We start from the raw sequence: 26563 nt of genomic DNA on the forward strand, positions 1-26563 counted from the left end.
TTATATGAGATGGAAGCTGAACCGCAACTGAATGCCGCATTCATGCCGCAATTGGTCTTGGCGACGTGCAACGCCTCAAATCTAATCCGGATCGGGCTTGCGTGTCTTGCGGCTTGATTTGGCCTGACGCTTCGCTTCGGCCTCGGCTTGCGCCTTAGCCTCTTGCTGTTCGGCGAAATCGGCCTCGATCTTGTCGTCATCGGTCGGCCATGCCACGTGCTTCTTGGCCTCGACGACCGCGCGAGGCGTTGAAGGGATTTCGATGTGCTGATCGTCGAATTTCTCCAGCACGGTGAAGCGGACGTCGTTCTGCACGATGTTGCCGTTCATCACATCGGCCAGGAACAGACGAATCTCGAATTCGAGCGCGGCGGGTCCGAAATTGGAAAACAGCACGAACGGCTCGGGGTTCTTCAGCACCAGCGGATGGCTGCGCGCGATCTCCAGCAGGACGGCGTGGACATGCTTGACGTCGCTGCCATAGGCGACGCCGACCTTGATGTCGATGCGGCCCAGCTTGTTGCGGTGCGTCCAGTTGCCGACGGCATTGTTGATCAGGTTCGAATTGGGCAGGATCACCGACTGCCGCTGGAAAGTCTCGATCTCGGTGGCGCGCACGCTGATCTTCTTGACCGTGCCGCTGACGTCGCCGGCCACGATCCAGTCGCCGACCTTGAACGGCCGCTCGGCCAAGAGGATCAGGCCGGAGACGAAATTGGACACCACATTCTGCAGGCCAAAGCCGATACCGAGGGAGAGAGCGCCGGCGACCAGTGCCAGGCTGGAGAGATCGATGCCGGCCGCCGAAATACCAACCAGCGCCGCAAGAGCAACGCCGGCATAGCCGACCGCCAGCCGGATCGAGTTGCGCACCCCTGTATCGACCTTGCCACGCGCCATGACCGAGCCGTCGAGCCAGCCCTGGAACCAGCGCGTCAGGAAATAGCCGATGACGAAGACGACGATGCCCGACAGGATGCCGGTGACCGAAATCGTCACCGAACCGATATTGATCCCGGTTGCGAGCTTGTACGCCCACGCTTCGATATCGCCAGGCTGGAAGCCCCACATCAAAAGGATCAGCGGCAGGAACACCAGCACGATCATCACGTTGATGGCGATGCTGACGACAAGGCCGAGCTGGTCAAGCGCGGTGTCCTCGTAGCTGGAATTGGCCGACAGCCAGCGCCCGACCGACGTGTTGGCGAAAGCGTCCTCCTCGCCGATCGCCTGCGCCGACAGGAAGCCGATATAGGCTGTTATCAGCGCCGTGCCGGTGACCACGACCTGTTGTGAGACGAACAGCGCAAGGCCGATATAACCGAGCAACGCCGCGACGATGGTGAACAGGCCAAGGGCGAGCGATGTATAGCGCAGCCATGCCGGCCATGGTCGCCAGCTTCCGTCACGCGCCCTGAACGGCCTCAGCATCGCCATCAGCATCAGGATGACGCCGACGGTTATGGCGGCTCCGAAACTGCGGGCGATGGTCAGCGACAGCGGCGAGCCCATCTTGTCGTTGACGATCGACAGGAAATAGTTGGCGCCGATGACCACGGCCATGGCTGTCGCTAGCCGCACCAGCCAGCGCGCCGGGCCGGTTTCGACGGGAATGAGCCGCCAGTTCGGTAGGCGCGGCTCAAGCGCAGCGTTGGTCAGCCGATTGACGCAAAACACCACGCCGATGACGGCCGCCAGCGCATTCAGGAAGAGCCCGATATCGCCGCGCAAAACATTATAATAGTTGAAGAAGAAGATCGTCGAGCCGAGAAAGGCGGCAACCGCCACCGTCGGCAGCAAGGTCGACCAGAACGCCACCGAAAGACGGCTGAGATAGGACGGGTCCTCATTGCTGGAGTCGGCCTCGAACACCCGCCCGAACAGGCGCCGCCCGCCGACCAGCAGCACCAGCGCAAGGCCGAGCGCCACGAAGGTTGCCGCCAGGATGGCCTGGAACTTGAACTTGATGGCGAAGCTCAGCCAGGACGACACCGCCTTGTAGAAATTGCCGAACTCGTCGCGCGCATCGGAAAACACCTGCGGGCTCAAGGCGTCCGAGAGTACGTAGCGCTTGGTCAACAGATTCCGGAACAGCGCGCTGCGCATGTTGCCGATCTTGTCGATCAGCCCGCTGATGCGGATCGACAAGGTCTGAGCTTGTGCGATGACCGCGTTGATCTCCGCCTTTTCGGACGTCAGCGCCTGGCGCTCGCCGCTGACGATGTCGGGCTCCGCCGGTCGGCCCGCGGCAGGCGGCGGCCCGAGCTGTTCGAGCCGGCTGTTGATTTCGCCCAGGCGCGTGCGGAACGCCAGCGCGCTGGTCAGCGATTGCCGCGACAATTCCTCGAGCTGCAGGCGGATATCGACGAGGTTGCTGTCGTCCTCGCCATCCTGCTGTGTCTGCTTCTCGAAATTGTCGGCCTTGGTCGTCAGGCCCTGGATGATCTTTTGCTGGTCGGCGACCAGTCCGGCGGGCGCCTGGCCAACGCCTTGCGCCGCCGCCTCGAACGACAGCGGCGCAGCAACGACAAGCGCCAGGACCAGAATGAGGCGAAGCAATCGAAAAAACATGATGGATCGGCGACTCGCGGGCGGCAAAGGCATTCAAAAGCCTGTCCTTGATAAAGACGGCCATATCATGGGGCAAGTCATCGCGACGATCGCACTCATCAAGCGTCGGCCAGTCGAAAGGCGATGGCGCAATATTGGCTTTCTATCAGCCCCCTGCTCTATAGTCTGCCGCATCGCCGCAACGGACACCTTACACATGGCAGAGTACTCAGCCCTTTCGCTGCTCGCGAACGCGTTCAAGGGAAACAAGGACTGGAAGCCGGCCTGGCGCAAGCCGGATCCGAAGGCATCCTACGACGTCATCATCATCGGCGGCGGCGGTCACGGCCTGGCGACCGCCTACTATCTAGCCAAGGAACATGGCATCACCAATGTCGCGGTGCTGGAGAAAGGCTGGCTGGGCTCCGGCAATGTCGGCCGCAACACGACGGCCGTTCGCTCGAACTATCTCCTGCCCGCCAATACCCGCTTCTACGAACATTCGATGAAGCTGTGGGAGAACCTGTCGCACGAACTCAATTACAACGTTATGTTCTCGCAGCGCGGCTGCCTGAACCTGGCGCACACGCCGGCTCAGTTCGACGACTACGCAAGACGCGGCAACGCCATGCGCCATCTCGGCGTCGATGCGGAACTGATGACGCCAGCCGCGATCAAGCGCTTGATCCCGGCGCTCGATATCTCCAATGATGTACGCTTTCCGGTGGTTGGCGGCCTGATGCAGCGGCGCGCCGGCACCGCCCGGCACGATGCGGTCGCCTGGGGCTATGCACGCGGCGCCGACCGGCGCGGCGTCGACATCGTCGAGAATTGCGAGGTCACCGGCTTCCTGCGCGACGGCGACCGCATCACCGGCGTTACCACATCGCGCGGCGATGTCAGGGCCAAGAAGGTAGCGGTCGCGGTGGCCGGCAGCACCGGCCGCGTCATGCAACTGGCCGGCGTCGAGACAATGCCGATCGAGAGCCATGTGCTGCAGGCCTTCGTCACCGAATCGCTGAAACCCTTCATCGACACGGTCGTGACGTTCGGCATGGGCCATTTCTACATGTCGCAGTCCGACAAGGGCGGCCTTGTCTATGGCGGCGACATCGACGGCTACAACAGCTACGCCCAGCGCGGCAACCTGCCCATCGTCGACGAGGTGATGAGCGAGATGCTGGCGCTTTTCCCGGGCCTAGCGCGTGTGCGCATGCTGCGCTCCTGGGGCGGCGTCTGCGACATGTCGATGGACGGTTCGCCGATCATCACCATCGGGCCCCTGCCCGGCATGTATCTCAATTGCGGCTGGTGCTATGGCGGCTTCAAGGCGACGCCCGCTTCCGGGTGGTGCTTTGCCTGGACAATCGCCAAGGACCAGCCGCACGATTTCAACGCCCCTTTCACGCTGGACCGATTTCATCGCGGCCTGGTGATCGACGACAAGGGCCAGGGCGCGAACCCGCGGCTTCATTAGGAACATTCAGTGCTGATCACTTGCCCCTATTGCGGCCCGCGCGACGTCATCGAGTTCACCTATCAGGGTGACGGCAACCGCGAACGTCCCGACCCTGCCTCGCAGAATTTCGAGGCCTGGAACACCTACGTCTACGACCGGCTGAACCCGGCCGGCGACCACAACGAGGTCTGGCAGCATTCCGGCGGCTGCCGGGCTCACCTGAGGGTCGTGCGCAACACGCTGACGCATGAGATTTCCAGTGTCGCCTTCGTGCGCGGCGATCACAGCTCGGCCGCGCGCCGCAAGGCGGAGGACAAGCCATGAGCCCGCGCCGCACCGTCACCGGCGGCCGCATAGACCGGTTGAAGACGATCCGCTTCACGTTCGACGGCGTTGCCTATACCGGGCATGGCGGCGACACGCTGGCGTCCGCGCTGCTGGCCAATGGCGTCACCCTTTTCGGGCGTTCTTTCAAATACCATCGCCCGCGCGGCCTGCTGAGCGCAGGCGTCGAGGAGCCCAACGCGCTGGTAACGGTGCTGAAGGGCGAGGTGCGGGAACCCAACATCCCGGCGACCATGGTCGAGATCCATGACGGGCTGATTGCCGTCAGCCAGAACCGTTTCCCCTCGCTCACCTGGGACATCCATGCCGTCAACCAGCTCGGTGGCAAACTGCTGTCGGCCGGCTTCTACTACAAGACCTTCATGGGGCCGGTTATCGGCCCGCTGAAAGGCACGCGCTTCTGGATGTTCTGCGAGCATTTCATCCGCCGCGCCGCCGGCCTCGGCAGCGCCGGATCGGCAAAGGACCCGGCCCGCTACGAGCGCATGAACGCCTTTTGCGACGTGCTTGTGGTCGGCTCCGGCCCAGCCGGCCTGATGGCCGCCAAGGCCGCCGCGGACCAAGGCGCCCGCGTCATGTTGACCGATCTCGAGCCGCGTTTCGGCGGTTCGGCCAACTGGTCCGGCGAAACCATCGATGGCGCACCCGCGGCTGATTGGGTGCACCGCACCGTCGCTCAGCTCGAGGCGCGCGACAACGTCCGGCTTCTGCCGCGCACCACGGTCTGGGGCTACTACGACAACAACACGCTTGCCGCGCTCGAGCGGGTCAGCGACCACAAGGCACAGCCCGCCAAGGGTGAGCCGCGCCATCGCTACTGGGCGATCCGCGCGGGATCCGTCGTGCTGGCTACCGGCGCCTTCGAGAGGCCGCTGGTGTTTCCCGGCAATGACCGGCCCGGCGTGATGCTGGCGCATGCGGCGGAGCGCTACGCCAACGAATTGGGCGTGCTGCCGGGGCAGCGCGTCGTGGTGTTCACCAACAATGACAGCGCCTACCGGTCGGCGCTGGCGCTGAAGCAGGCAGGTGCGGCGATCGTTGCCATCGTCGACGTGCGCCCGCAACCGTCCGCCGAGATGAGCGCCCTGGCCGGCGAAGCCGAGGCGGAATTGCTTTCCGGTCATGCGGTGGTCGCCACGGAAGGCGGCAAGTCGTTGTCCGGCCTCAAGGTCCAGCGTTTCGACATGGTCGCCGGTGCGCTGAGCGGCGATGCGCGCAGCGTCCATGCCGATTGCCTGCTGATGTCGGGCGGCTGGTCGCCGACTATCCATCTGGCCAGCCAGGCCGGCGCCAAGGCGGAATGGAACGCCGCCCGGCAGGCCTTCCTGCCGCCCAAGCCGACGCAAAATTGGATCGGCGCGGGCGCCTTCACCGGCAGCTTTTCGACGGTCGAGGCGATCGCCGAAGGGCGCGCCGCAGGCACTGCCGCGGCTGGCGGAACCGCCGCGCCTGTAGCATTGCCCGCTGTCGAGGCAACCCCTGGAGATCCAGATCCCGCGCCCGTGTTCGAAATCAAGGGCAGCGGCAAGAGCTTTGTCGACTTCCAGCACGACGTCACGGCGGAGGATGTCCGCCTGGCGCATCGCGAAGGCTTCGTCTCTGTCGAGCACCTGAAGCGCTACACCACGCTCGGCATGGCCACCGACCAGGGCAAGAGCTCCAACGTCCCCGGTCTTGCCATCATGGCGGAAGCGCTCGGCAAGCCAATCCCGGAAGTCGGCACGACGCGCTTCCGGCCACCCTTCGCACCGGTGTCGATCGGCTCGCTGGCAGCCGAGCGCTTCGGCGACCTCAAGCCCGAACGGCTGACGCCGATGCATGACTGGCATGTCGCCAATGGCGCGACCATGTATTCGGCCGGCCTCTGGTACCGGCCGATGATCTACGGGCTTTCAGGCGAAACCATCGAACAGGCCTACGTGCGCGAAGCCAAGGCGACGCGCGAAAGTGCGGGCATCGTCGATGTCTCGACGCTGGGCAAGATCGCCGTGCAGGGCCCCGACGCCGCCACGTTCCTCGACCGTGTCTACACCAACATGTTCTCGACCCTCGCCGTTGGCAAGGCGCGCTACGGTTTGATGCTGCGAGAGGATGGTTTCGCTTTCGACGACGGCACCACCTGGCGGCTCGGCGAACAGGATTTCCTGATGACCACCACCACGGCCAATGCCGGCAAGGTGATGCAGCATTTGGAATATTTCCTCGACGTGATCTGGCCGGAACTCAAGGTCCACGTCACCTCCGTGACCGACGAATGGGCAGGAGCCGCGATCGGCGGGCCGAAAGCGAGGCAGATTCTGGCCGCCTGTGTCACCGGCACGGCTGTCGACAATGCGACGCTGCCCTTCATGGGCATCGTGCACGGCGAGATTTCAGCTGTGCCGGTGATGATTTGCCGGCTGTCCTTCTCCGGTGAAATGGCGTTCGAGGTCTATTGCGGCGCCGGCCACGGCACCCATGTCTGGGAAGCGTTGATCGAAGCCGGCAAGCCGTTCGGGCTGGTCACCTACGGGCTGGAGGCGCTGGGCACGATGCGCATCGAGAAGGGCCATGTCACCGGCGCCGAGATCGACGGCCGCACCACGGCGCGCGACCTGCATCTCGACTGGATGCTGTCGAAGAAGAAGCCCTTCATCGGCTCGGCGATGATGGACCGCGAAGGTCTCGTTGCGTCCGAGCGGCTGGAACTGGTCGGCCTGGTCTCGCTCGACAACCGGCCGCTCAATGGCGGCGCGCACATTGTCGAGGAGGTCGACGAAGCCAATCCGCACGGCTCGGTCGGGCACATCACCGCCTGCTGCTATTCGCCGGCGCTCGGCAAGCATATCGCGCTGGCGCTGGTCAAGGGCGGCAAGGCCAGGCACGGCACGCGCGCCCATGTCTCCGATCCCTTGCGCAACCGCTTCGGCCCCGTGGAGATCGTCTCCAACCACTTCTACGATCCGGAAGGGACCCGCATGCATGGCTGAGCGTCAATCGCCCCTCGAGCCGGAGTTCCATGTCGGCTCGCATGGGAATTTCGAACATGGCGTCGAGATACTGCTCACCGAAACCCGGCCGGGCTCGATCGTGCAACTCGCAGCATGGCCGGGCGAAGAGAAGAAACTGATCGCGGCCATCCGCGGCGTCACCGGGCTTGCGCTGCCCGACGGCGCTGGCGGCGGCTTGAGCGACGGCGTGAAATCGGTGTTCGGCTTCGCACCGGGAAAATTCACGGTAACCGATGAGGCCGAAGGACTGGCCGCGGCCTTCGCCAAGTCGGTGACGCCGGCCATCGGCACGGTGACGGACCTGTCGCATGGCCGCACCGCCATCCGCATCGCCGGGCCGAAAGCCGAATGGGTGCTGTCGAAATTCTTCGCCATCGACTTCGCCCTGCCCGCCTTTCCGGTCGGCGCCGGCCGCTCGACAACGCATCACGATGTCTTCGCCCAGATCCAGCGCACCGGCACCGACCAGTTCGACATCTATGTCTTCCGCTCCTTCGCCCGCTCGTTCTGGAAGGCGCTCTGCCACGCCAGCGAGGAGGTCGGCTACGAGGCACAGTAAGCGGTGTGGCCTTAGAGCGGCTGCCTCTGGCCTCAATGCCGGCTGGTTCTGCCGCTAGAGAATTGCGCCGCGGGCGCCCATGATGGAAACGTGGCCCGTTCAACCGGTCCAAGGGGATGAAAATCCCATCTCAGAGTCGGCATATTTGGTTCGAACATCCCCATGACCGCTGAACTATCCGCCGGCGCCACCGATCGCGCCGATGTGTCGGCCAGAGCCTTGCTCCTGCTGCCGCTGACCGTTGCCTGCGGCGTGTTCATGACCAGCCTCGACCAGAATGTCGTGGTGACGGCGCTGCCGGGCATCAGCGAAAGCCTTGGCCGTCCGCCAAGCCAGCTCGGCCTGCTGATCACCGTCTACGTCGCCAGCCTGATCATCTCGATGCCGCTCGGCGGCTGGGCCGCCGACCGTTTCGGCCTGCGCAATGTCTATTGCTTTGCCCTGCTGGTGTTTGCCGCTTCATCGGCCCTGTGCGGGCTGTCGAACGACATCTGGATGCTGGTCGGCGCCCGCGCGCTGCAGGGCTTCGGTGGCGCTCTGATGGGCACGCTCGGCCAGGTAGTGATCCTGTCGACCTTCCCGCGCAGCCGGACCTTGAAGATCAACATGTATATCTCACTGGCCGGGCAGTCCGGGCCGCTGGTCGGTCCGCTCGTCGGCGGCGCATTGACCACCTACATCTCCTGGCGCTGGATCTTCTTCATCAACGTGCCGTTCGCGCTCGCGGCGGCTATTCTTGCCGCCTCATTGTTTCCGACAATGCCCAAGCCGGTGCGCACGCGGTTCGATTTTCCAGGCTTTGTGCTGGTCGGCGGCGGCATGGTCCTGCTGGTCTTCGGCATGGACTCGCTGGCGGCGAAAGACGCCGCCGGCAGCATGATCGCCGCCGAGCTTGCGCTGGCGCTCATCATCCTGACGGCCGCCTCCTTCTACTGCCTGCGTGTGCGCAATCCCCTGCTCGATCTCAAGCTCCTGCGCATCCGCACCTTCCGCATCTCCTTCCTTACTGGCGGCGGGCTCGACACGATCGGTCTCAGCTCCGTCGTCTTCCTGCTGCCGCTGATGTTCCAGCTCGGCTTCGGCATGAGCGCGGTGCAGGCGGGATCGCTGACCTTCGTGGCGGCGGTCGGTTCGGTGGGTATGCGTGTCTTCATGCCACGCGTCCTCAACCGTTTCGGTTTTCGCCGCGTGCTGGTCTTCAACACACCCGTTGTTGCCGCCATGGTCGCGGGCTTCGCCTTGATGCAAGCAACGACTCCGGTCTGGATCACGCTCACCTACATCTTCGTCTTTGGCGTCTTTCGCTCGGTGCAATGGGCTTCGACCGGCAACCTCGCCTATTCCGACATCGCGCCCGAACAACTCGCCCGCTTCAGCGCGCTCTACTATATTCTCTGGCAGCTGGCGGTCGCGATCAGCGTCGGCCTGGCGGCTGCGATGCTGTCGTTTCTCGCTGGCGGCGGGCCGGCCGCCGCCAGCGATTTCCGGATCCTGTTCGTGATCGAGGGCATCATCACGCTCTGCGCGCTGCTCGCCTATCTCAAGCTGACGCCGCAGGACGGCGCCCATGTCAGCGGCCACGGCGCACACATGAATACGGAATAGCGGAGCTGCGCCGGACGAAACCTATTCGCTGAACGTCACCCATTGCTCGAGCGGCTCACGGTCGGTGCGGAAGGCGTTCTCGGGCTTGGACGTGTCTTCATAGCCGAGCGCCATGCCGCAGACGACGATCTCCTCGTCGGGAATGTCGAGCACCGGCCGGATCTGCCGGTGATAGGGCGCGAAGGCCGCTTGCGGACAGCTATGCAGCCCCCTGCCGCGCGCCGCGACCATGATGTTCTGCAGGAACATGCCGTAATCGATCCACGAACCCTGGTTGAGCCGGCGGTCGATGGTGAAGATCATGCCGACCGGCGCGTCGAAGAAGACGAAGTTGCGGTCGTGCTGGGCGCGCATCTTGTCGACTTCCCGGCGGCCGATGCCGAGCGCGCCGTAGAGGCCGAACCCGTTGGCACGGCGGCGGGTGAGATAAGGCTCGAAGAACTGGGTGGGATAATAGCGGTATTCGTCCCAGTCGGCTTTTTCCGCGCGGATGCCGGAATTCATGATGGCATCCGTGATCCGTTGCTTGGTCCCGCCCTTGGTGACATAGACCCGCCACGGCTGCATGTTGGTGCCGGAGGGAGCCCGCGCAGCAACAGTCAGTATGTCTCGGATCGTCTCGTCGTCGACCATGTCGGGCAGAAATGCGCGCACCGAACGGCGCGACATGATCGCATCGTCGACGATCTCGGCATCAACCGCGATTCGAGCCTTCTTTTCCAGCATGGGCCGTCCCTTAGCCATTGTGTCGATCGGACGTCCCCACTCGCCGCTCGCGGCGGAGCCTTTGCATGAACCGTCAAAATCCTGCAAGCAAATCTTGAACATTGGTGAAAATCTACTTGATTTTTTCATGAGCTTCATTTCTCATGAAATTCGACTGCAATTTTTCATGAAGTGAGCGATTTGGCCTCGCCTACCGCACGAACATTACAGGGAGCTGACGAACGAGTCCTGGCCGGCGATATCAGGGCCTTGCGCCGGGTGCGCGGGCTGACGCTGGCCGAGATCGCGCTGAAACTCGGCCGGTCGGTCGGCTGGGTCAGCCAGGTCGAGCGCGGCCTGTCGACGCCATCGCTCAGTGACCTCAGGGCCTTCGCCGAGTTGTTCGGCGTGCCGATCAGCCTGTTCTTCAGCCATGACGTGCCCGTGGAAAGCGAGCGCGGCGTGGTAGTGCGCGCCGGCAAGCGTCGCACGCTTGGCACCAGCGAATCCGGCCTGGTGGAGGAGCTTCTGTCACCGGACCTCGGTGGTAGCTTCGAGATGGTGCGGTCGGTCTTCGCGCCGGGCGCGGAGTTGAAGAGCGAGGCCCGCCGGCCGACCGAGGAGGCCGGATACATCGCGTCCGGGCAGTTCGACATCGAAATAGCCGGGGTCTGGCACCGGCTTGGCGAAGGCGACTCCTTCCGCTTCGAAGGCAAGCCTTACCGCTGGCGCAATCCGGGTAGCGAGCCGGCGGTCGTCATCTGGGTGGTTTCGCCACCAGTCTATTGAGTGCATGTCGCCCCAAACCCGTGGAGCGGTTTTGGGATAACGACATGCATCAAACAAAAATAAAGCGCGGCGCGCTTGAAGATTGGGAGAAGAACATGGCGGGTTTGCCGAGCTCGGCGCGCGTGGTGATCATCGGAGGTGGCGTTGTCGGCACCTCCTCGCTCTATCATCTGGCCAAGGCCGGCTGGACCGACTGCGTGCTCCTGGAAAAGAACGAGCTGACCTCGGGCTCGACCTGGCATGCTGCCGGCAATGTGCCGACCTTCTCCTCCTCCTGGTCGCTGATGAACATGCAGCGCTATTCGACCGAGCTCTATCGTGGGCTCGCCGACGCGGTCGACTATCCCATGAACTACCATGTCACCGGCTCGCTGAGGCTCGCCCACTCCAACGAGCGCATGCAGGAATTCCAGCGCGCCAAGGGCATGGGCCGCCACCAGGGCATGGACATAGACGTGGTCGGGCTCGACGAGATCAAGCGCCGCTACCCCTTCCTCGAAACGCACGAGTTGAAGGGCGCGCTCTACGATCCGAGCGACGGCGACATCGACCCGGCACAGTTGACGCAGGCGCTGGCTAAAGGCGCGCGCGACATGGGTGCCAGGATCATCCGCTTCTGCCCCGTCACCGGCGTGCGACGCGAGAAGGACGAATGGGTGGTCGTAACAGCGCAAGGCGAGATCCGCTGCGAGATCATCGTCAATGCAGCCGGCTACCGTGCCGCCGAAGTCGGCAGGATGTTCGGCCGCGACGTGCCGATGATGGTGATGAGCCACCAGTACATACTGTTCGAGGAAATCCCCGAACTCGCCGCCTGGTCGAAGGAACAGGGCAAGAAGCTGCCGCTGCTGCGCGACGTCGACACCTCATACTATTTGCGCCAGGAAAAGGCCGGCATGAATCTTGGCCCCTATGAGCGCAATTGCCGCGCGCATTGGGCCACCCACAACGATCCCATGCCCGAGGATTTTTCCTTCCAGCTTTTCCCCGACGATCTCGACCGGCTGGAGCATTACCTGGCCGATGCGGTCGCCCGCGTGCCGATCCTCGGCACCGCCGGCCTCTCCAAGGTCATCAACGGCCCGATCCCTTATGCGCCGGACGGCAATCCGCTGATCGGTCCGATGCCGGGCGTTCCCAACGCCTTCGAGGCTTGCGTCTTCACTTTCGGCATCGCCCAGGGCGGTGGCGCCGGCAAGGTGCTGGCCGAATGGGTGACGCAAGGCCGGACCGAATGGGACATGTGGTCGTGCGATCCGCGCCGCTTTACTTCCTTTGCTTCCGCGCCGGACTATTGCGTGGCCAAGGGCATGGAAATCTATGGCAATGAATATGCCATCCAGTTCCCGCGTCACGCCTGGCCGGAAGGACGTGACAGAAAACTGTCGCCGATCCACGATCGCATCAAGGCGTTCGGCGCCCGCTTCGATGCCTATAATGGCTGGGAGCGCGCTATCTGGTACGCGCGGGACGGCGACGACGTCTCCGAGGAAGCCACGTTGACCTTCCGCCGCGACGGACCCTGGCAGCATCGCGTCCGTGAAGAGTGCCTGGCCGTGCGTGACGCCGCGGGCATCCTCGACCTGCCCGGCTTCTCGCGCTTCAACCTCGAGGGCCCAGGTGCCGCCGAGTGGTTGAGCCGGCAAGTGACCGGCCTGGTGCCGAAGCCTGGCCGCATCGGCCTCGTCTATTTCTCCGACGACAAGGGCCGCATCGTCACCGAAATGTCGGTGGTACGCCATGGCGAGGAATCCATGACGCTGATCACCGCGTCGGTGGCGCAGTGGCATGACTTCGAATGGCTGAAATCGCACATGCCCGGTGATGCGGCGCTCAAGCTGATCGACCGGACGGAGGAATTCTCCACGCAGATCCTGGCCGGTCCCAATTCGCGAAAAATCCTTGCCGATGTCTGTGATGCCGACCTGACCCTGCCATGGCTGACCCATCAGGAGACCAGGATTGCCGGCCGCTGGGCCAAGCTGGTCCGTGTCTCCTTCGCCGGCGAGCTCGGCTGGGAGATCCACACCAGGGTCGACGACACCGCCGCGATCTTCGATGCGATCTGCGCCGCCGGGCAGAATCATGGGTTGAAGCCGTTCGGCATGTACGCGCTGGATTCGCTGCGTCTGGAAAAGGGCTACCGCACCTGGAAGGGCGACCTGTCGACGGACTACTCGATCCTGCAGGGCGGGCTGGAGCGTTTCGTCAAATGGGAAAAGCCCGACTTCCGTGGCAAGTCGGCGCTCCAGAACGAGAAACAGCAAGGCGTGAAGAAACGCTTCGTCACGCTCGTGGTCGAAAGTCCCGGCGATTGCGACGCGCCTTACATGTCGACGCTCTGGCATGACGGCCAGATCGTCGGCGAGACGACATCGGGGGGCTGGGGCCATCGCGTCGACAAGTCGATCGCGCTCGGCATGCTGCGCGCCGACCTGACCGAACCCGGTACCGCCGTCGAGGTCGACATCTTCGGCGATCGCTTCAAGGCGGTCGTGCAGCAGGACGAGCCCTTGTGGGATCCCAGGAACGAAAGGCTGCGGGCATGAAGAACGCTATCCTCACCGATGGCGGCATGGGTCAGGAGCTGGTGCGGCGCAGCAAGTCCGAGCCGACGCCGCTGTGGTCGGCCAGGGTGCTTATGGACGAACCGGACCTCGTGCGCGGCCTGCATGCCGAATTCATCCGCGCCGGTGCCCGTGTCATCACCATAAACACCTATTCGGCGACGCCCGAACGCTTGGCGCGCGAAGGCGCGGAAGACTTGTTCAAGCCATTGCAGAAGCGTGGCATCGAGCTGGCCAGGCAAGCGCGCGACGAGGCGGGCGATGCGGCCATCGCCGGCTGCCTGTCGCCGCTTTTCGGCAGCTACGCGCCGGCGCTGACCATCTCCTACCAGGACACGCTCGACATCTACCGCCGTACCGTCGCCGAGCAGGCGGACGGTGTCGACCTGTTCCTGTGCGAGACCATGGCGTCATCAGAGGAAGCGCGGGCCGCGGTCACCGCGGCATCGGAAAGCGGCAAGCCTGTCTGGGTGTCATGGACACTGGCCGATCACGGCACGCCACGCTTGCGCAGTGGCGAGACGATTGCGTCGGCGGCGGAGGCGCTTGGCGATCTGTCGGTGGCGGCGCGGCTGCTCAACTGCTGCCGTCCGGAAGCGATCGCGGCGGCCTTGCCGGAACTGATCAAGCTGGGCGGCCCAGTCGGCGCCTATGCCAATGGCTTCACCTCCACCGAAGCGCTCAAGCATGGCGGCACGGTGGATGTACTGCATGCCCGCCACGACCTCGGTCCGGACGCTTATGCCGAACAGGCTGTCGGCTGGGTGGAAGCGGGTGCGGACATCGTCGGCGGTTGCTGCGAGGTCGGTCCTGCCCATATCGCCGCCTTGCGCGACCGGCTGCAACGGAACGGCTACGCGATCTCGGGAGTCTCACATGCCTAGACCATCATCGCGCATTACCGGCATCGTGCCATCGGGCAAGGACGGCTGGGAGGTTCATTTCGCCGCCTGGAACCGCAAGGAAGCCGGCGAGGACATCATCATGCTGTCGGCCGGCGACCATGATTTCGACACGCCTTCGGAAACGATCGAAGCTTGTGTGGTAGCGGTCCGTGGCAGCAACCATCACTACACGCCGCTGCCTGGCCTGCCACGCCTGCGCAAGGCGATGGCGGCGGCCTCCAGCGCCTGCACCGGCGTCGAGACGATGCCGGAAGAGGTCATCGCCACGCCAGGCGGCCAGGCCGCACTTTACGCGGCCGTGCAGGCTGTTCTCGACCCGGGCGACCACGCCATCGTCGTCGCCCCTTATTATGCCACCTATCCCAACACCTTCAGTGCGGCGGGTGCCAGTTTCACCGTTGTCGAGACACCGGCCGAGGATGGTTTCCAACCCCGCGCGGACATGATCCGCGCGGCACTCAAGCCCAACACGCGCGCCATATTGATCAACACGCCGAACAACCCGACCGGTGCGGTCTATTCGCGCGAGCGGCTGGAACAATTGGCCGAGGTTTGCCGCGAGCATGACCTGTGGCTGCTGTCCGACGAGGTCTACTGGACGCTGGGCGGCGGCGAGCACATCTCGCCGCGCTCGCTGCCAGGCATGGCCGAGCGCACGCTGGTCATCAATTCCATGTCCAAGAGCCACGGCATGACCGGCTGGCGCATGGGCTGGCTGACCGGTCCTGAGAAAATGATCACATTGCTGATCAACCTCAACCTGGTGACGACCTACGGCTTGCCCGCCTTCATCTCGATCGCTTGCACCGAGGCGCTGGAGCAGAACTATGGCGTCAAGGACATCGCCGAACGCTACGCCGCACGCCGCACCGTCCTGCTCGATGCGGTACACGGAATGAACGATGTCACCGTGCGCGGTTCCGAAGGCGGCATGTATGTCATGCTCGACATATCCGATGTCGAACCCGACGACGAGAAATTCGCCTTCGCCTTCCTCGACAAGGAGAAGGTCGGCGTCATGCCGGGCTCGAGTTTCGGCGAAGCCGCAGCCGGCCATATCAGAATCAGCCTGTGCCAGCCCGAGCCCGTATTGCAGGAAGCAGCCACGCGGCTGCGCCGTTTCGTTTCCAGCTACCGCCGCGAGGCCGCATGACCGCCAGGATCCTTCCCACCAAAGCGCGAGCCGTCATCATCGGCGGCGGCGTCTCCGGCTGTTCGGTCGCCTACCATCTGGCCAAGCTCGGCTGGACCGACATCGTGCTTTTAGAGCGCAAGCAGCTGACCTCGGGCACGACATGGCATGCCGCCGGGCTGATCGGACAGTTGCGCGGCTCGCAGAACATGACCCGGCTGGCGAAATATTCGGCCGACCTCTACATCAAGCTGGAAGCCGAGACCGAGGTCGGCACCGGCATGCGCCAGGTCGGCTCGATCACCGTGGCGCTGACCGAAGAGCGCAAGCACGAGATCTACAGGCAGGCGTCGCTCGCCCGCGCCTTCGATGTCGACGTGCGTGAGATTTCTCCCAACGAAGTCAAAGAGATGTACCCGCATCTCAACGTCTCCGACGTGGTCGGCGCCGTGCATCTGCCGCTCGACGGCCAGTGCGACCCCGCCAACATCGCCATGGCATTGGCCAAGGGTGCGCGTCAGCGCGGCGCCACCATCGCCGAGAATGTGAAGGTCACAAAGGTCCATACGAAAAATGGCCGCGTCTCCGGCGTGTCCTGGGCGCAAGGCGAAGACCAGGGCACGATCGAAACCGACATCGTCGTCAACTGCGCGGGCATGTGGGCGCGCGACCTCGGCGCCCGGAACGGCGTGAACATCCCGCTGCACGCCTGCGAGCACTTTTATCTCGTCACCGAGCCGATCCCCAGCCTCGGCCGGCTGCCGGTGCTGCGCGTGCCGGACGAGTGCGCCTACTACAAGGAAGACGCCGGCAAGATGATGCTCGGCGCCTTCGAACCGGCGGCAAAGCCATGGGGCATGGAGGGCATTCGCGAGGATTTCTGCTTCGATCAGTTGCCCGAGGATATGGACCATTTCGAGCCGATCCTCGAAATGGGCGTCAACCGCATGCCGATGCTGGCCACCGCCGGCATCCACACTTTCTTCAACGGCCCTGAAAGCTTCACTCCCGACGACCGCTACTATCTCGGCGAGGCGCCGGAGCTGCGCGGCTACTGGATGGCGACCGGCTACAATTCGATCGGCATCGTCTCGTCCGGCGGCGCCGGCATGGCGCTGGCGCAGTGGATCAACGATGGCGAAGCGCCATTCGACCTCTGGGAAGTCGACATCCGCCGCACCCAGCCGTTTCAGAAGAACCGCCGCTATCTCAAGGAGCGCGTTACCGAAACGCTCGGCCTGCTCTATGCCGACCATTTCCCCTACCGCCAGATGGCGACATCGCGTGGTGTGCGCCGCTCGCCCCTGCATGAGCATCTGAAGGCGCGTGGCGCCGTGTTCGGCGAAGTCGCCGGCTGGGAGCGCGCCAACTGGTTCGCGCGCGAAGGACAGGAACGCGAATATCGCTATTCCTGGAAGCGGCAGAACTGGTTCGACAACCAGCGCGAGGAACATCTAGCCGTCCGCAATAAGGTCGGCCTGTTCGACATGACCTCGTTCGGCAAGATCCGCGTCGAGGGCAGCGATGCCTGCGCCTTCCTGCAAAGGCTCTGCGCCAACGACATGGACGTGGCGCCGGGCAAGATCGTCTATACCCAGATGCTCAACCAGCGCGGCGGGATCGAGAGCGACCTCACCGTGTCGCGGCTTTCGGAGACTGCCTATTTCCTCGTCGTACCGGGCGCCACGCTGCAGCGCGACCTCGCCTGGCTGCGCCGGCATGCCGGCGAGCAGTTCGTGGTCATCACCGATGTTACCGCCGCCGAAAGCGTGCTTTGCCTGATGGGCCCGGATGCGCGAAAACTGATCCAGAAGGTCAGCCCCAACGACTTCTCCAACGAGAACAATCCGTTCGGCACCTTCCAGGAGATCGAAATCGGCATGGGCCTCGCCCGGGCGCATCGCGTCACCTATGTCGGCGAACTCGGCTGGGAGCTTTATGTCTCGAGCGACCAGGCCGCCCATGTCTTCGAGGCGATCGACGATGCCGGCGCGGATGTCGGGCTGAAGCTGTGCGGGTTGCACACGCTGGATTCCTGCCGCATCGAAAAAGCTTTCCGCCATTTCGGCCATGACATCACCGATGAAGATAACGTGCTGGAGGCGGGCCTCGGCTTCGCGGTGAAGACGGCCAAGGGCGATTTCATCGGCCGAGATGCCGTGCTGAAGAAGAGGGAAGCCGGACTGGACCGCCGTCTGGTCCAGTTCCGCCTGAAGGATACGCAGCCCCTGCTCTTCCATAACGAGGCGATCCTGCGCGACGGCAAGATCGTCGGTCCGATCACCTCCGGCAACTATGGTCACCATCTCGGCGGGGCGATCGGGCTGGGCTATGTGCCTTGCCAGGGCGAGAGCGAGGCAGATGTGCTGGCCTCGACCTACGAAATCGAAATCGCCGGCGAGCGGTTTGCGGCGGAGGCATCGCTGAAGCCTATGTATGATCCGAAGGCGGAACGAACGAAGATGTAGCGCCCTCTTCCTCTTCCTTCTCCCCTTGTGGGGCCCGAAGGGCGGGCGAGGCCCGTGACTCGCCCAGGGCGGTGGATCGGCGCGTAGCGCCGAGACGGTTGAGGGGTGTTCCAGCGGAGTGAGACGTCGGTGTTCTCTGGAACACCCCTCATCCGACCTCGCTTCGCGAGGCCACCTTCTAACCACAAGGAGAGAAGGCAAGTCCCGCGCTTAAAACCGCTCCAGCTTCGCCCGCACCTTCACCAGAAACGCCGCCCTCGTCGCCGGCGTCGACGCGTCCATCAAATAATGCGCCAGGAAGAACGTCTTGCAGCGTCTGGCGCATAGCGCCCGCATGCCACGCAGCAAGGTCTTGCGTCCGGGTTGGCCGACGACGACGCTCCACCAGGTCGGCGCACCGCAGGTGGTGATGACGCCGACCTTGGTCACATGCGTCATCAGCGACTTGATCCCTCCCTTGCCAGCCGGCAGCTGGAAAGCGATGTCGGTCGCCCACACGCGGTCGAGCCAGCCCTTCAACATCGCCGGCAGCCCGTACCACCAGGTCGGATAGACGAACAGGATCGCCTCGGCCCAGTTGAGCAGTTCGAAATGCGGTTTCAGCGCCGGATCCCGCGGCGCCTGATCGTTGTAGGAACGCCGCTCCTCGCAGCTCATCACCGGATCGAACTTTTCCGCATAAAGGTCGAGCAGCCGCACGTCCCAGCCTCGCCGCGTCAGCACTTCCACGGCGGTATCGCGGACCGCAGCGCAAAAACTCTCCGGCACCGGATGGCAATAGACCACAAGCGCACGCATCAAAATGCATCCATGCTGGCCGCGACCTTCGCCGTGAAGGACTTCCGCGTCCCGTCGGTCGACAGGTTCATCGAATAGTGGGCAAGATAGGAGACCGGAGCGCCGGGCTTGATCGTGGCGCGCAGCATGCGCTTCACAACCTTGCGCGGCGGGTCACCCATCAGCATGGCGCGGAATCGGCTGCCGCCATAGGTAGTGACAGCCGTCAGCTTGCGGATGTTGTGTAGCGTCGGCTGCACTTTGCCATCGACAAGCTTGAACGACACGCCGGGCAGGAAGACGCGGTCGAAAAACCCTTTCAGGATCGCCGGATAGCCGTAGTTCCACACCGGAAACGACAGCACCAGAGCCTCGGCTGCCTGTAGCCTCTGAATGTAGCCGGTAACCGCATCGCCTGGTCCACGCCGGTCGTGATAGCCGAGCCGCTCGGCCCGCGTCAGCCGCGGGTCGAAGTCCTCGGCATAGAGGTCGCAGTCATCGACTGTATGGCCCGCCGCCGTCAGCCGCTCGACGATCATCCGGTGCAGACCGGCATTGAAGCTGGTCTCGACCGGATGGGCGTAGAGGACGAGGATGTTCATGGGAGGACATCCCGCAGGTCAGCGCGAGGCGCCCCCCTCTGCCCTGCCGGGCATCTCCCCCTCCAGGGGGGAGATTGGCAGTTTCGACGTCCCCAATCCGTTGCGGCGTTGGCAATTGGCGAAAGCCCAAGCGACATCCAATTTCCCTTGAGGGGGAGATGGCCGGCAGGCCAGAGGGGGGTGGCTTGGCGCCAACGCTTCATCGTTATCAGCCTGCCTTTTGCAGCCCCTTGAACAGAAAAGTCCGGCCCGAACGATAATCATAGTCCGGGTTTTCCCAGGCGATCATCTTGCCAGGGTTGAGCAAGCCTTGCGGGTCGGTCTCACGCTTGAAGGCGAGTTGCACCCCGTCCGTCTGCTTCATGCCGCCCTCTTCCAGCGTGTAGCGGTGCGGGTTGAAGATCGGGCAGCCATTGTCCTCGTGCAGGCGGATGATCTCGTTGAGCCGCGCCTCGGTGGTGAAGTTGACCAGTGGCAGGCCAAAGCAGGTGATGTTGCCGTCCAGCCGCACGAATTCGAGATGCGAGAACACCTCGCCGGGAAACATCGCATCCATTTTCTCGACCAGCGCCAGCTGGTTGGGAAAGGGATAGAGCGACTGCAGATAGGTAATCGCGGGGTCCACGCGCAGCGCCCTGAGCGTGGTGTGGTTCCAGGCCAACTCATAGGCCGGCGGCAAGCCCTTTTTCTCGTCCGGCGCGGCAAGGGCGGCGTTGAAGATCACTTCGCCCCCAGCGCGGCGCGTAAAGGCAAGGAAGGCGTCCAGCCCATGCTGCGCCACCATGACGACGCAGATGCTTTGGCCTTCCCTGAAAAATTTCTGGTGGCGTTTGAAATAGAGCTGCGGAACGGGTGCTGCGATCGGCGTGATCAGCTTGGTCAGGATGCCATCCTGGCAGGCCAGCGCATTGCCATAGCGGGCCGCATCCATGAAAGCGTCGAAGCCGACGATGACGTCGATCCACTCATAGGCTGCCGTCAGCGGCATCTCGACCTCTGATATGATGCCATTGGTGCCATAGGCATGGGTCACCTTGTGCAGGTCTTCGCCTGTCAGTTCGAGCACCCTCGGCTCGGCCTCCATCGTCACCACGCGCAAGCGCAGCACATTGCCGAAATCGCGCAATCCGCCGAAATTGATCGAGCCGACGCCGCCAGAACCGCCGGCGATGAAGCCGCCGATCGAAGCGGTGTTGTAGGTGGAGGGCGACAGCCTCAATTCCTGTCCGGAATGCGCCCGTGTCGCCTTGTCGATGTCGGCCAGGATCGCGCCGGGTCCGGTCACCACGCGGCCTGGGCCGATCGACTTGATCTCGTTCATCTCCGCAAGATTGAGCACCACGCCTCCCGACAGGGGCATCGCCTGGCCGTAATTGCCGGTGCCGCTGCCGCGCGGCGTCACCGGCACGCCATGGCGGTGACAGGCGGCAAGCACGCGGATCAGCTCGGCTTCGGTCTTCGGCGTCACGATCAGGTCGCCGGTGATATGGTCGAGCTGCTGTTTCAGAACCGGGCTGTACCAGTAGAAGTCGCGGCTCTTCTGCTGGACGATGGCCGGATTGTCGTCGAGCTTCATCCCATCGAGATCGCGTTTCAGCGCCGAAACATCCATCATTCCACCATCAACTCGTCGAGTTCGGCATAGTCGGGCAATTGCCGGTCGATCGCGCGTCCGGCGCGTACGACGATGCGATCCGATTCGGGCCGCGACAGCAATTCCGTCCAGCTCCGACCTTTAAACAGCACAAAGTCGGCATCGCCTCCGGCGGCAAGCGTGCCGAAGCCATCGAGCCGCATCACCTTGGCCGGCGTCGCGGTGACCGCCTGCGGCCAGTCGGCGACCGGATGATCGAAATGCAGGATACGTGTCGCCATGCGGTAGACCTCCAGCATGTCGAGATCGCCATAGGCATAGAAGGGATCGCGCGTGTTGTCTGAAGCGACGGCCACCGGAATGCCCCTCGCCTTCATCTCGTGCAGCAGCGTCACGCCACGCCAGCGCGGTGTGGTTTGATCAGCGCGACGATCTTGCAAATAGAGATTGCACATCGGCAGCGACACGATTGCGAGCCCAGCCTTCGCCACCTTGTCCAGCGTGTCCAGCACCTCGAGATCCGGCTGCCGCGCCAGCGAGCAGCAATGGCCGACGAGGATTTTTCCCTCGAAGCCGTTCCACAGTGCCGCCTCGGCGATCTTCTTCAGCGAGATTGCGGCGACATCGTCGGTCTCGTCGGCATGGAAATCGAGATCGAGCCCATGCTTGATCGCTTGCACGAAAACGTGGTCGAGCAGCTCTTCCAGGTCTGGCACCATATAGGTGACGACGCCAAGCACGCCCTTGGCGGCAGCCACGCGTTTCGCCAGCCTGTCGAACCATTTTTTGTCGCGCACGCCCTCGATGCCGAGCAGGCAGGCACCCTGCAATTTGATGCGACCACGCCATGCCTCGCGCATCGTCTCGAACACCGGCCAGGAGATTTCCTCCTGCGGCGCGACGCTGTCGATATGAGTTCTGAGCGCCCGGGTGCCATGCGCGTAGGCCGAGCGCAGCGAGAAATCCATGCGGCGCGCCACATCCTCGGCGCTCCAGCGGGCAGTGCGGTCGGCGCCCGTAGCGTTCAGAGCGCCCATGAATGTACCGTCAGGATTGGGCTTTCGCGGCCAGATATGGCCCTTGTCGATATGCGTGTGGCAGTCGACGAAACATGGCAGCACGACACGGCCGCCAAGGTCGACGGCGCCGGCCGATACCTTCGATGCGGCATGCGCAGCGGCGATGCTGGAAATCTTGCCGCCCGCGACGGTGATATCGGTCAGCGCAAAACCATCTCTGTCGAAAGCCGCGGCAAGGCCCGGCGTCAGCGACGCGTGAAGCCGGACATTGGCGAGGTGATAGGGACCGGAGGTTGGTATCAAGGCACTAACGCTCCTGCTTAAGTGCGCTCTCGTGCCAGCGCCGCAGAATGAGATGCGAAATCAGCGACAGTACGAGGAAGATCAGGATGCCGGTAAGTGAAATCAAAAATAGCGCCGCGAAAAGCCTGGGTGCATTCAGCCGGTAGCCGGCCTCGATAATGCGCGAGGCGAGCCCCGACGACTGGCCGGTGGCGCCGGCGACGAACTCGGCCACCACGGCGCCGATCAGCGACAGGCCGCCAGCGATCTTCAGCCCGCCGAGGAAATACGGCATCGCCGCCGGCAGTCTGAGATAGCGCAGCTGCTGCCACCGCGTCGCGCCGTTGAGCTTGAACAGGTCGCGCAGATTGCGGTCGACCGAGTTCAGGCCAAGCGTGGTGTTGGACAGGATCGGGAAGAAGGCGACGATCCAGGCGCACAGCAGAAGCTTGGTCGTCTGATTGTCGACATAAATGTTGATCAGCGGAAAGATCGCCACGATCGGCGTCACCTGCAGCACGATGGCGAACGGGAAGAACGACATCTCCACCCACTTCGACTGCGCGAACAAGACCGCCAGGCCGACGCCGCCGACAACCGCGAGGAGCAGGCTGAGGAAGGTGATGCGCAAGGTGACCAGCAGTGCGGAAAACAGCAGGCCGGCATCGTTGTAGAGCGTTGTCAGCACCACGCCGGGGCGCGGCAGGATGTATTGCGGAATCGCGTTCCACACGCAGATACGGTCCCACAGCCAGATCGCCAGGATCATGATTGCCAGCGGCAGCACCCAGCGGCCGATCCGCTCCAGCCGCTCCTGACGCACGCGCCGCGCCTCCTCGGGGTCGAGTTTCAACGTGCCGTCAATGATCGTCATGATGCGAGCCCGCAGTTGAATTGATGGCATTGACCAGCACATCCGAGGCCTGCCGGCAAAGGGCCGCATAATCCGGCGAGGTGCGAAACGCCTCGTCGCGCGGATAGGATGCCTCGATGGCGAGTTCGTCGAACACCCTGCCCGGCCGCGCCGCCATGACGACGACGCGGTTGGACAGAAACACGCTTTCGAACACACTGTGGGTGACGAAGACGACGGTGAAGCGTTCGTCTTGCCACAGTTCCAGCAGGTCGTTGTTGAGCTTGAAGCGGGTGATCTCGTCGAGCGCCGCGAACGGCTCGTCCATCAACAGCACGCGCGGCTTGGTCACCATGGCGCGCGCGATCGAGACGCGCATCTTCATGCCGCCCGACAGTTCGCGCGGCACGGCGTCTTCGAAACCGGTCAGGTGCACACGCGCCAGCATCTCCGTTATCGCTGGAGCTGCCTTGGCGCGGGAAATGCCTTTCAGCCTGAGCGGCAGCCAGACATTGTCGAAGACGCTGGCCCAGGGCAGCAGCGTCGGCTCCTGAAAGACGAAGCCGATATTCGCGCGGTCGAGCGAACCGCCGCCACGCCAGTCGAGCACACCTGATGTCGGTGTCGACAGGCCGGCAATCAGCCGCAGCGCCGTCGACTTGCCGCAGCCCGATGGTCCGAGCAGGCTCAGGAAATCGCCTTCCCGGATCGTCAGGTCGACATCGCTGAGCGCCGTCACGCCATTGGAAAAGACCTTGCCGACGCCATGCAGCGCCAGCAAGATCGGAGCCATGTCCGAGGCGGGCGTTTGCGCCACCTTTTCCCGCATCATGCCGGGCCGGCCTATTTCTTCAGCTCGAGCCCGACGCCCTTGTTGACGAAGGCCAGCGTGTAGGCCTTCGTGATGTCGATGCCTGCAGGCGTGACCTTGGCCTTGACCATCTTGTCGTAGAAACTCTTGATCCGCGCATCGGTCATGGCGCCGATGCCGAGCTTCTCGGTGTCACCGGAATCGGCAAGGCCGAACTTCTTCATCTGGTCGATCGAGAAAGCGATCTGCTCGTCGCTCATGTCAGGATTGTCTTTCTTGATCAGATCGTTGGCGGCCTTGTTGTCGCCGTAGAGGTATTTGTACCAGCCCTTGGCCGAGCCATCGACGAAGCACTGGACCACCTCGGGCTTCTTGTCGATCGTGTCCTGCATCACCTCGATCGTGGTCGAATAGGTATCCCAACCATAGTCGGCGAGCAGGAACTGGTTCGGCACGAAGCCGCCTTCCTTCTTGACCGCGAACGGCTCCGAAGTGACGTAGCCCTGCTGGATCGACTTCTTGTTGGCGAGGAAAGGAGCGGTGTTGTAGGTGTAGGGCGCGCGCTTTGAAGCGTCGAAACCGAGTTCGATGACCATCCACTGGAAGAAGGTCTGCGCACCTTCATCGCCCAGAATGTACTGCTCGGCGTTCTTCAGGTCTTCCCATTTGTCGAGCCCCTCACCGGGGTGGGACATGATGACCTGCGGATCCTTCTGGAAATCGGCGGCCACGACACGCATCGGAATGCCCTGCTGGACGGCATCGAAGGCCGACAGCAAATTGCCGCCCATGTAGAAATCGATCTTGCCGGCAAGGAGCATCGGCCGGCCGCTGACCTGCGGGCCGCCCTGCATGATGGTGACATCGAGGCCGCAGGCGGCATAGGTGCCATCCGCCACGGCCTGGTAATAGCCGCCATGTTCCGGCTCGGCGAGCCAGTTGGTGCCGAAAGTCACTTTTTCATTCGCCGCCGCGCCCAATGTGCTGGCCGCAAGGAGAGCCACCACCGCGACCGAAATCTTCTGTTTCACGTACATTGACCACCACCCTTTATTTGCACCGGCGCGCTGTGCGCCGTGCTTGACACCAAAGATTCGAGAAGCAAGACACATGCCACCGGCGTCGCGCGCCGGGACCCGCCCGCCTGCACCACAGCCATCTGCGAAATCCGGAAAGGTCGTGCTGCACCGAAGGGCATCGTGCCTATTTTTTGAACGCCTGTCCACAATCGCACCGGCGACATGCACCGCCATCTTGATGGTGCAATGCATCCGGCCTTAGGCTGGCGATATCCAGGAGATTGCCATGTTCACGTTCCTCACCCCGAAGTCGATCAAGCCGCCCTTTGCCCGTTACAGCCACGGCGTCGAGGTGGCGGCCGGCAAGCGGCTGGTGCTGTGCTCCGGTCAGGTTGCCATCACGGCGGACGACCAGATACCGGACGACGCCGGCGCGCAGGCCGAACTCTGCTTCAGGAACATCGCGGCGATCCTGAGCGAGGCCGGGCTGGGGCTTGGCGACATCGTGCGCATCAACGCCTATGTCACCGACCGTGCGCATCTGCGGCCCTATATGGAGGTCCGCGACCGGCTGTTTTCGAGCCCGGCGCCGGCCTCGACGCTGATGATCGTTTCCGGCTTTGCCCGGCCCGAATTCAAGGTCGAGGTCGAGGCGATCGCGGCCGGGTGATCGACAGGCCGGGCACACCGCGCTAGGTCTGCCCTGATCATTTGAAGAGGCGTGACATGACCGTAGCAAAAAGACGCGTCTGGTGGGGCGATTACCGGACAACCGAGTATGCCTCGATCGATCCCGAGGCGACGATCGCGGTGCTGCCGGTCGCGGCGATCGAGCAGCATGGGCCGCATCTGCCCGTCTCGACCGACTCGTCGATCATGAACGGCATGCTCGACACGGTGATTTCACGCCTGCCCGACGATCTCGACATCCGCATCCTGCCGGTCCAGGGGGTGGGCAAGTCGAACGAGCATCTGCACGCGCCGGGCACATTGACCCTGCCGGCAACGACGCTGATCGAGGCGTGGACCGAGCTTGGCCTGTCGATAGCGCGCGCCGGCGTGCGCAAGCTCATCGTCGTCAATTCCCATGGCGGCAATGAAGAGATCATGGGTATCGTCACGCGCGAACTGCGCGTGCGCGAAAAGATGCTGGCGGTGAAGACCAGTTGGCAGCGCTTTGGCCGTCCGGCCGGCATGTACACCGAACTTGAGGACCGCCACGGCATCCATGGCGGCGATGTCGAGACTTCGCTGATGCTGCATTTCCGGCCGGACCTCGTCGACATCGGCAAGGCCGACAGTTTCGTTTCCAACGTCGCCGACGCGGAGAAGGAATTCGCGCTTCTGCGCCAGACCGGCACGCATGCCTTCGCCTGGATCGCTAGCGATCTCAACGCAAACGGCGTGGTCGGCGACGCCAGCATTGCAACGGCAGAGAAAGGCCGATTGACGGCGGAATATCAGGCCGATGGCTTCATCAGCCTGGTGCGGGACGTGCGCAAGGCCAAGCTCGCCGAGTGGCTGAAGTAGCC

General features: G+C 63.6%; 21 protein-coding genes. 12 read left to right on the top strand and 9 right to left on the bottom strand.

The window, feature by feature from the left end; all coding sequences use genetic code 11:
* Positions 1 to 81 precede the first annotated feature (81 nt).
* A complete protein-coding gene (locus tag FJ492_RS25240) occupies positions 82 to 2571 on the bottom strand; it encodes a mechanosensitive ion channel family protein (RefSeq protein WP_140772794.1) in 2490 nt (829 codons plus the stop codon).
* Positions 2572 to 2767: 196 nt separating this feature from the next.
* Between FJ492_RS25240 and FJ492_RS25245 the strand changes: the two genes are divergently transcribed.
* The 5 genes from FJ492_RS25245 to FJ492_RS25265 all read left to right on the top strand — a co-directional run bounded on the left by FJ492_RS25245 (position 2768) and on the right by FJ492_RS25265 (position 9508).
* The gene (locus tag FJ492_RS25245) at positions 2768 to 4027 is read left to right on the top strand and encodes a sarcosine oxidase subunit beta (protein WP_140772796.1); all 1260 of its coding nucleotides are present in this window, start codon (positions 2768 to 2770) and stop codon (positions 4025 to 4027) included.
* Positions 4028 to 4036: 9 nt separating this feature from the next.
* A complete protein-coding gene (locus tag FJ492_RS25250) occupies positions 4037 to 4333 on the top strand; it encodes a sarcosine oxidase subunit delta (RefSeq protein WP_140772798.1) in 297 nt (98 codons plus the stop codon).
* On the top strand, positions 4330 to 7323 hold the full coding sequence (locus tag FJ492_RS25255; RefSeq protein WP_140772800.1) for a sarcosine oxidase subunit alpha: 2994 nt from the start codon (positions 4330 to 4332) through the stop codon (positions 7321 to 7323). The genes FJ492_RS25250 and FJ492_RS25255 overlap by 4 nt, the downstream gene beginning before the upstream one ends.
* Positions 7316 to 7903, top strand: a complete 588-nt coding sequence (locus tag FJ492_RS25260; protein WP_140502622.1) for a sarcosine oxidase subunit gamma — start codon at positions 7316 to 7318, stop codon at positions 7901 to 7903. The genes FJ492_RS25255 and FJ492_RS25260 overlap by 8 nt, the downstream gene beginning before the upstream one ends.
* A 162-nt stretch (positions 7904 to 8065) precedes the next feature.
* Positions 8066 to 9508, top strand: a complete 1443-nt coding sequence (locus tag FJ492_RS25265) for an MFS transporter (protein WP_140772802.1) — start codon at positions 8066 to 8068, stop codon at positions 9506 to 9508.
* 21 nt (positions 9509 to 9529) lie between these two features.
* Here FJ492_RS25265 and FJ492_RS25270 read toward each other — a convergent pair whose 3' ends face one another.
* Positions 9530 to 10234 carry a nitroreductase gene (locus FJ492_RS25270; RefSeq protein ID WP_181166753.1) on the bottom strand — a complete coding sequence of 235 codons (705 nt, stop codon included), beginning with the start codon at positions 10232 to 10234 and terminating at the stop codon, positions 9530 to 9532.
* A gap of 180 nt (positions 10235 to 10414) precedes the next feature.
* Between FJ492_RS25270 and FJ492_RS25275 the strand changes: the two genes are divergently transcribed.
* From FJ492_RS25275 to FJ492_RS25295, 5 genes are all read left to right on the top strand, one after another.
* Positions 10415 to 11002, top strand: a complete 588-nt coding sequence (locus FJ492_RS25275; RefSeq protein WP_051442803.1) for an XRE family transcriptional regulator — start codon at positions 10415 to 10417, stop codon at positions 11000 to 11002.
* A 95-nt stretch (positions 11003 to 11097) separates the two neighbouring features.
* Positions 11098 to 13551, top strand: coding sequence for an FAD-dependent oxidoreductase (locus FJ492_RS25280; protein ID WP_140772840.1), 2454 nt, complete (start codon positions 11098 to 11100; stop codon positions 13549 to 13551).
* The gene (locus FJ492_RS25285) at positions 13548 to 14453 is read left to right on the top strand and encodes a homocysteine S-methyltransferase family protein (protein ID WP_140772806.1); all 906 of its coding nucleotides are present in this window, start codon (positions 13548 to 13550) and stop codon (positions 14451 to 14453) included. The genes FJ492_RS25280 and FJ492_RS25285 overlap by 4 nt, the downstream gene beginning before the upstream one ends.
* Positions 14446 to 15627 carry a pyridoxal phosphate-dependent aminotransferase gene (locus tag FJ492_RS25290; RefSeq protein WP_140772808.1) on the top strand — a complete coding sequence of 394 codons (1182 nt, stop codon included), beginning with the start codon at positions 14446 to 14448 and terminating at the stop codon, positions 15625 to 15627. The genes FJ492_RS25285 and FJ492_RS25290 overlap by 8 nt, the downstream gene beginning before the upstream one ends.
* Positions 15624 to 18074, top strand: a complete 2451-nt coding sequence (locus FJ492_RS25295; RefSeq protein ID WP_140772810.1) for an FAD-dependent oxidoreductase — start codon at positions 15624 to 15626, stop codon at positions 18072 to 18074. Before FJ492_RS25290 ends, FJ492_RS25295 begins: the two co-directional genes overlap by 4 nt.
* A gap of 210 nt (positions 18075 to 18284) precedes the next feature.
* Here the strand turns inward: FJ492_RS25295 and FJ492_RS25300 are convergent, their stop codons facing one another.
* The 7 genes from FJ492_RS25300 to FJ492_RS25335 all read right to left on the bottom strand — a co-directional run bounded on the left by FJ492_RS25300 (position 18285) and on the right by FJ492_RS25335 (position 25049).
* Positions 18285 to 18872 carry an NAD(P)H-dependent oxidoreductase gene (locus tag FJ492_RS25300; protein ID WP_140772812.1) on the bottom strand — a complete coding sequence of 196 codons (588 nt, stop codon included), beginning with the start codon at positions 18870 to 18872 and terminating at the stop codon, positions 18285 to 18287.
* Positions 18872 to 19453, bottom strand: a complete 582-nt coding sequence (locus FJ492_RS25305; protein WP_140772814.1) for an NAD(P)H-dependent oxidoreductase — start codon at positions 19451 to 19453, stop codon at positions 18872 to 18874. The genes FJ492_RS25300 and FJ492_RS25305 overlap by 1 nt, the downstream gene beginning before the upstream one ends.
* Positions 19454 to 19661: 208 nt before the next feature.
* Positions 19662 to 21065 (bottom strand): FAD-binding oxidoreductase, encoded by a 1404-nt coding sequence (locus FJ492_RS25315; protein WP_140772844.1) that lies wholly within the window; start codon positions 21063 to 21065, stop codon positions 19662 to 19664.
* Entirely contained in the window at positions 21065 to 22369 is a 1305-nt protein-coding gene (locus FJ492_RS25320) for a cytosine deaminase (RefSeq protein ID WP_140772816.1), read from the bottom strand. The genes FJ492_RS25315 and FJ492_RS25320 overlap by 1 nt, the downstream gene beginning before the upstream one ends.
* A 4-nt stretch (positions 22370 to 22373) precedes the next feature.
* Entirely contained in the window at positions 22374 to 23222 is an 849-nt protein-coding gene (locus FJ492_RS25325; RefSeq protein WP_140772818.1) for an ABC transporter permease, read from the bottom strand.
* A complete protein-coding gene (locus tag FJ492_RS25330; RefSeq protein WP_140772820.1) occupies positions 23209 to 24033 on the bottom strand; it encodes an ABC transporter ATP-binding protein in 825 nt (274 codons plus the stop codon). Before FJ492_RS25330 ends, FJ492_RS25325 begins: the two co-directional genes overlap by 14 nt.
* Before the next feature lie 11 nt (positions 24034 to 24044).
* Positions 24045 to 25049: an ABC transporter substrate-binding protein gene (locus tag FJ492_RS25335; protein ID WP_140718065.1), complete on the bottom strand. Its 1005-nt coding sequence runs from the start codon at positions 25047 to 25049 to the stop codon at positions 24045 to 24047.
* A 268-nt stretch (positions 25050 to 25317) separates the two neighbouring features.
* On the opposite strand from FJ492_RS25335, the gene FJ492_RS25340 reads away from it, so the two are divergent.
* Positions 25318 to 25701, top strand: coding sequence for a RidA family protein (locus tag FJ492_RS25340; RefSeq protein WP_140772822.1), 384 nt, complete (start codon positions 25318 to 25320; stop codon positions 25699 to 25701).
* A 56-nt stretch (positions 25702 to 25757) separates the two neighbouring features.
* On the top strand, positions 25758 to 26561 hold the full coding sequence (locus FJ492_RS25345) for a creatininase family protein (protein ID WP_140772824.1): 804 nt from the start codon (positions 25758 to 25760) through the stop codon (positions 26559 to 26561).
* Positions 26562 to 26563: the final 2 nt, after the last annotated feature.

It is taken from the genome of Mesorhizobium sp. B2-5-4 (genome assembly GCF_006441095.1).
GTDB lineage: Bacteria > Pseudomonadota > Alphaproteobacteria > Rhizobiales > Rhizobiaceae > Mesorhizobium > Mesorhizobium salmacidum.

Excerpts from the sequence above, each read along its gene's own strand:
- FJ492_RS25240 (WP_140772794.1), bottom strand. The coding sequence starts at position 2,571 with ATGTTTTTTCGATTGCTTCGCCTCATTCTGGTCCTGGCGCTTGTCGTT.
- FJ492_RS25245 (WP_140772796.1), top strand. The coding sequence starts at position 2,768 with ATGGCAGAGTACTCAGCCCTTTCGCTGCTCGCGAACGCGTTCAAGGGA.
- FJ492_RS25255 (WP_140772800.1), top strand. The coding sequence starts at position 4,330 with ATGAGCCCGCGCCGCACCGTCACCGGCGGCCGCATAGACCGGTTGAAG.
- FJ492_RS25260 (WP_140502622.1), top strand. The coding sequence starts at position 7,316 with ATGGCTGAGCGTCAATCGCCCCTCGAGCCGGAGTTCCATGTCGGCTCG.
- FJ492_RS25265 (WP_140772802.1), top strand. The coding sequence starts at position 8,066 with ATGACCGCTGAACTATCCGCCGGCGCCACCGATCGCGCCGATGTGTCG.
- FJ492_RS25270 (WP_181166753.1), bottom strand. The coding sequence starts at position 10,234 with ATGCTGGAAAAGAAGGCTCGAATCGCGGTTGATGCCGAGATCGTCGAC.
- FJ492_RS25280 (WP_140772840.1), top strand. The coding sequence starts at position 11,098 with ATGGCGGGTTTGCCGAGCTCGGCGCGCGTGGTGATCATCGGAGGTGGC.
- FJ492_RS25285 (WP_140772806.1), top strand. The coding sequence starts at position 13,548 with ATGAAGAACGCTATCCTCACCGATGGCGGCATGGGTCAGGAGCTGGTG.
- FJ492_RS25290 (WP_140772808.1), top strand. The coding sequence starts at position 14,446 with ATGCCTAGACCATCATCGCGCATTACCGGCATCGTGCCATCGGGCAAG.
- FJ492_RS25295 (WP_140772810.1), top strand. The coding sequence starts at position 15,624 with ATGACCGCCAGGATCCTTCCCACCAAAGCGCGAGCCGTCATCATCGGC.
- FJ492_RS25300 (WP_140772812.1), bottom strand. The coding sequence starts at position 18,872 with ATGCGTGCGCTTGTGGTCTATTGCCATCCGGTGCCGGAGAGTTTTTGC.
- FJ492_RS25305 (WP_140772814.1), bottom strand. The coding sequence starts at position 19,453 with ATGAACATCCTCGTCCTCTACGCCCATCCGGTCGAGACCAGCTTCAAT.
- FJ492_RS25315 (WP_140772844.1), bottom strand. The coding sequence starts at position 21,065 with ATGGATGTTTCGGCGCTGAAACGCGATCTCGATGGGATGAAGCTCGAC.
- FJ492_RS25325 (WP_140772818.1), bottom strand. The coding sequence starts at position 23,222 with ATGACGATCATTGACGGCACGTTGAAACTCGACCCCGAGGAGGCGCGG.
- FJ492_RS25330 (WP_140772820.1), bottom strand. The coding sequence starts at position 24,033 with ATGATGCGGGAAAAGGTGGCGCAAACGCCCGCCTCGGACATGGCTCCG.
- FJ492_RS25335 (WP_140718065.1), bottom strand. The coding sequence starts at position 25,049 with ATGTACGTGAAACAGAAGATTTCGGTCGCGGTGGTGGCTCTCCTTGCG.
- FJ492_RS25340 (WP_140772822.1), top strand. The coding sequence starts at position 25,318 with ATGTTCACGTTCCTCACCCCGAAGTCGATCAAGCCGCCCTTTGCCCGT.
- FJ492_RS25345 (WP_140772824.1), top strand. The coding sequence starts at position 25,758 with ATGACCGTAGCAAAAAGACGCGTCTGGTGGGGCGATTACCGGACAACC.